Source organism: Micromonospora sp. M51 (assembly GCF_018070305.1).
Classification (GTDB): domain Bacteria; phylum Actinomycetota; class Actinomycetes; order Mycobacteriales; family Micromonosporaceae; genus Micromonospora; species Micromonospora parva.
The window spans coordinates 1-3,718 of the sequence record NZ_JAGPXZ010000626.1 but is presented as its reverse complement, the minus strand read 5'-3'; the positions used below and the strand labels follow the sequence as shown (position 1 = coordinate 3,718).

Annotated in this window: 3 protein-coding genes and 1 pseudogene; 1 reads left to right on the top strand and 3 read right to left on the bottom strand. The window is 70.8% G+C overall.

The genetic code is table 11. From position 1 onward, the window contains the following. Window positions 1-208 (bottom strand): annotated as a pseudogene (locus KBX53_RS25840) (D-alanyl-D-alanine carboxypeptidase); the annotation flags it as partial. 46 nt (window positions 209-254) lie between these two features. Beyond that, window positions 255-983: a MerR family transcriptional regulator gene (locus tag KBX53_RS25835; protein ID WP_210862122.1), complete on the bottom strand. Its 729-nt coding sequence runs from the start codon at window positions 981-983 to the stop codon at window positions 255-257. A gap of 165 nt (window positions 984-1,148) precedes the next feature. Here KBX53_RS25835 and KBX53_RS25830 point away from each other — a divergent pair, with 165 nt between their 5' ends. Then, entirely contained in the window at window positions 1,149-3,422 is a 2,274-nt protein-coding gene (locus KBX53_RS25830) for an excinuclease ABC subunit UvrA (protein ID WP_210862120.1), read from the top strand. On the opposite strand, the gene KBX53_RS25825 is transcribed toward KBX53_RS25830, so the two are convergent. Further along, window positions 3,415-3,718 (bottom strand): protein-tyrosine phosphatase family protein (locus tag KBX53_RS25825; protein ID WP_210862119.1); only part of this gene is annotated, 304 nt, incomplete at its 5' end. The genes KBX53_RS25830 and KBX53_RS25825 overlap by 8 nt on opposite strands.

The following is a 3,718-nucleotide window of genomic DNA, read 5'->3' as shown; positions in this document are numbered from 1 at the left end:
CCAGGCCGGTCGTGTCGAGCGCCGCGCCGCCGACCATCCGCTGGCCGGGGACGGCAGGCGGCGGCGACGGCCGCGGTGGGCGCGACGCCGCCGGCGCCGGGACCCGGGGGCAGCGCACCGTCGGCGCGGCGGACGCTCCCGCCGTACCGACCGGCACGGGAGCGAGCAGGACGGCGGACGTCGTGGCCGCCAGCAGCGCAGCTCTCATGAGCCGACCCTAGTCACGACGATCGCTGCGCGGGACGGGATGCGGGTCAACCCGCGTCGCCGCGACCGCTCAGATAGTCGTGCAACGCGGCACTGCCGCGCAGCCTGCGCAGGCTGCGGGCGGGCACCTCCTGCACACGGCGCGCCAGCTCGGCACGGACCCGCTGCGGGCTTCCGGTGGTCCGCAGCGCACCACGCACCGCCTCGATGATCTCGAACGGGTACGCGCCTCGGCGCAGCAACGCGATGACCTGCGCGGCGCGTAGCTCCGCCTCGTCGTACACCCGGTAGTTGGTGCCCGGGGTGCGGCCCGGCCGCAGCAGCCCGCGCTCCTCCCAGAGCCGCAGCTGCGCGGTGCGGACCCCGACCAGGGCGGCGACCTCGCCGATGCGCGCGCCGTGGCGAGGCGCGGGCCGGGCCGCCGGTGGGCTCGCCAGCACGGTCTCGAAGGCGCCGAGCACGCGGCGGATCTCGGCGCGTTCCCGGTCCAGCTCGGCGTGACCGCCGTCGAGCGCCGCCAGGGCCGCCGGCAGGTCACCGGAGTGCACCGCCGCCATGATCTCCCGGGTACGGGACCAGCCGTGCCCCTCGGCCAACCGCCGCGCCACTGTCAACGCCCGGGCGTGCTCACCGGTGAAGATCCGGTAGCCGCTCGCGGTGCGGCGCACCGGCGGCAGCACCCCCGCCTCGACGTAGTTGCGCACCTGCTGCACCGAGATCCCGACGGTGGCCGCCAGGTCCACGGCGCGCAGCCGATCCTTCGGAGCGACGTCCACGCGAGCCACCGTACCGCTTACGACGTGATTTGAGACTTTCCCGGACGTCCTGCGGCAGTGCACGCTCAATTGTCGGCGAAAGTCTCCACGTGCGGATGAATGAGACAATTGAACCTGCCAGTGCCCGGCGGGAGAAGTCCCGCCACGATTCCGTGAAGGGTTCGAATGTCGCAGCCAGCATGGTCCGCCGCCGACAGCCACGACATGATCGAAGTACGCGGGGCGCGGGAGAACAATCTCGCCGACGTCTCGGTGGACATCCCCAAGCGCCGGTTGACCGTCTTCACCGGCGTCTCCGGATCGGGCAAGTCGTCGCTGGTCTTCGGCACCATCGCCGCCGAGTCCCAGCGCATGATCAACGAGACGTACAGCGCGTTCCTCCAGTCGTTCATGCCGAACCTCAACCGGCCGGACGTCGACTCGCTACGCAACCTCAGCGCGGCCATCGTCGTCGACCAGGAACGGATGGGCGTCAACTCCCGCTCCACCGTCGGCACCGCCACCGACGCGTACGCCATGCTGCGAATCCTCTTCAGCCGGCTCGGCCAGCCGTCCATCGGCGGCGCCGGGGCGTTCAGCTTCAACCTGCCCGAGGGCATGTGCCCCACCTGCGAAGGGTTGGGCCGGGTCTCCGACCTCGACATCAACGAGTTGGTGGACGTCGAGCGCTCCCTCAACGACGGCGCCATCACCGTGCCGAACTTCGCCGTCGACTCCTGGTACTGGCAGACCATCGTCGGCTCCGGCCTGTTCGACCCGGACGTCAAACTGCAGGACTTCACCCCACAACAGTGGGAGGACTTCCTGCACAAGCCGGCCACGAAGATCAAGGTGGGCAGCAACAACTGGACGTACGAGGGCCTCGCGGTCAAGGTCAAACGGCTCCTGCTCGCCAAGGACCGCGAATCCATGCAACCGCACATCCGCGCCTTCGTCGACCGGGCGGTCACCTTCACCAGCTGCGCCGACTGCGGCGGCACCCGGCTCAACGCGGCGGCCCTGTCGTCGCTGATCGCCGGGCACACCATCGCCGACTGCTCCGCCATGCAGATCAGCGACCTGGTCGCGTTCGTCCGCACCATCGACGACCCGGGCGCCGCGCCGCTCGTCGCCAACCTCCGCGACCTGCTGGACTCCCTCGTCGAGATCGGCCTGGGCTACCTCAGCCTGGACCGTGAGTCGGCGACCCTCTCCGGCGGAGAGGCGCAGCGGGTGAAAATGGTCCGCCATCTCGGCTCCAGCCTCTCCGACGTCACGTACGTCTTCGACGAACCGACAGTCGGCCTGCACCCGCACGACATCGCCCGGATGAACGACCTGCTGCTACGGCTGCGCGACAAGGGCAACACCGTGCTGGTGGTCGAACACAAACCGGAAACCATCGCCATCGCCGATCACGTCGTCGACCTCGGGCCGGGCGCCGGCACCGACGGTGGCCGAATCTGCTTCACCGGCGACGTCCCCGGCCTGCGCCGCTCCGGCACCCTCACCGGGCGGCACCTGGACCACCGGGTGCGGGTGCGCGAGACGGTACGCCAACCGACCGGGCGCCTCGCCATCCGCAAGGCCGACCTGCACAACCTGCGCGACGTCGACGTGGACATCCCGCTCGGGGTGCTCACCGTGGTCACCGGCGTTGCCGGCTCCGGCAAGAGCTCACTGATCCACGGGTCGCTACGCGGCCGGTCCGAGGTCGTCATCGTCGACCAGTCCCCGATCCGTGGCTCACGACGCAGCAACCCGGCCACCTACACCGGGCTGCTCGACCCGATCCGCACCGCCTTCGCCAAGGCCAACGGGGTCAAGGCCGCGCTCTTCAGCGCCAACTCCGCGGGCGCCTGCCCGGCCTGCAAAGGCATCGGGCTCATCTACACCGACCTGGCGATGATGGCCGGCGTCGCCAGCATCTGCGAACGCTGCGAGGGGCGACGCTTCACCGACGAGGTGCTCACGTACACGCTGCGCGGCAAGAACATCAGCGAGGTGCTGGCCATGTCCGTCACCGAGGCGTACGCGTTCTTCCCGCACCCCATCCTCAGTCGACTGGTCGACGTCGGGCTGGGCTACCTCACCCTCGGCCAACCACTGACCACCCTGTCGGGCGGGGAGCGGCAACGCCTCAAACTCGCCATCCACCTCGCCGAGAAGACCACCACGTACGTCCTGGACGAGCCGACCACCGGTCTGCACCTGGCCGACGTGGACCAACTGCTGGCCCTGCTCGACCGCATGGTCGACGCCGGCAACACGGTGATCGTCATCGAGCATCACCAGGCGGTCATGGCCCACGCCGACTGGCTCATCGACCTCGGCCCCGGCGCCGGCCACGACGGTGGCCGCATCGTCTTCACCGGCACACCAGCCGAACTGGTCGCCACCGGCGGCACCCTCACCGCCAGCCACCTCCGCGAGTACGTCACCGACCCGGCGGTCAGCTGACGCGGCGCAGCCAGCGCCGCTGCCAGGGGGTCTCCACCGCCTTCGGGTGGTAGCCAGCCCGAACCCACGGCACGGCCCGCTCGACCGGCAAACCGTCGAGGATCGCCAGCGCGGCCAGGGCCGTTCCGGTGCGGCCCACCCCACCGCGACAGGCCACCTCGACGCGTTCACCATCGTGCGCCCGCCGCAGCGCCTCCCGCAGGGCGTCGAGGGCATCGGCGCTGTCGAGCGGTACCCAGAAGTCGGGCCACCGGATCCGCCGGTGCGGCCAGGCCGGCTCCGGACCAGGGGCCAGC

Coding starts and splice junctions, on each gene's coding strand:
- KBX53_RS25830 (WP_210862120.1), top strand. CDS start 1,149: ATGTCGCAGCCAGCATGGTCCGCCGCCGACAGCCACGACATGATCGAA.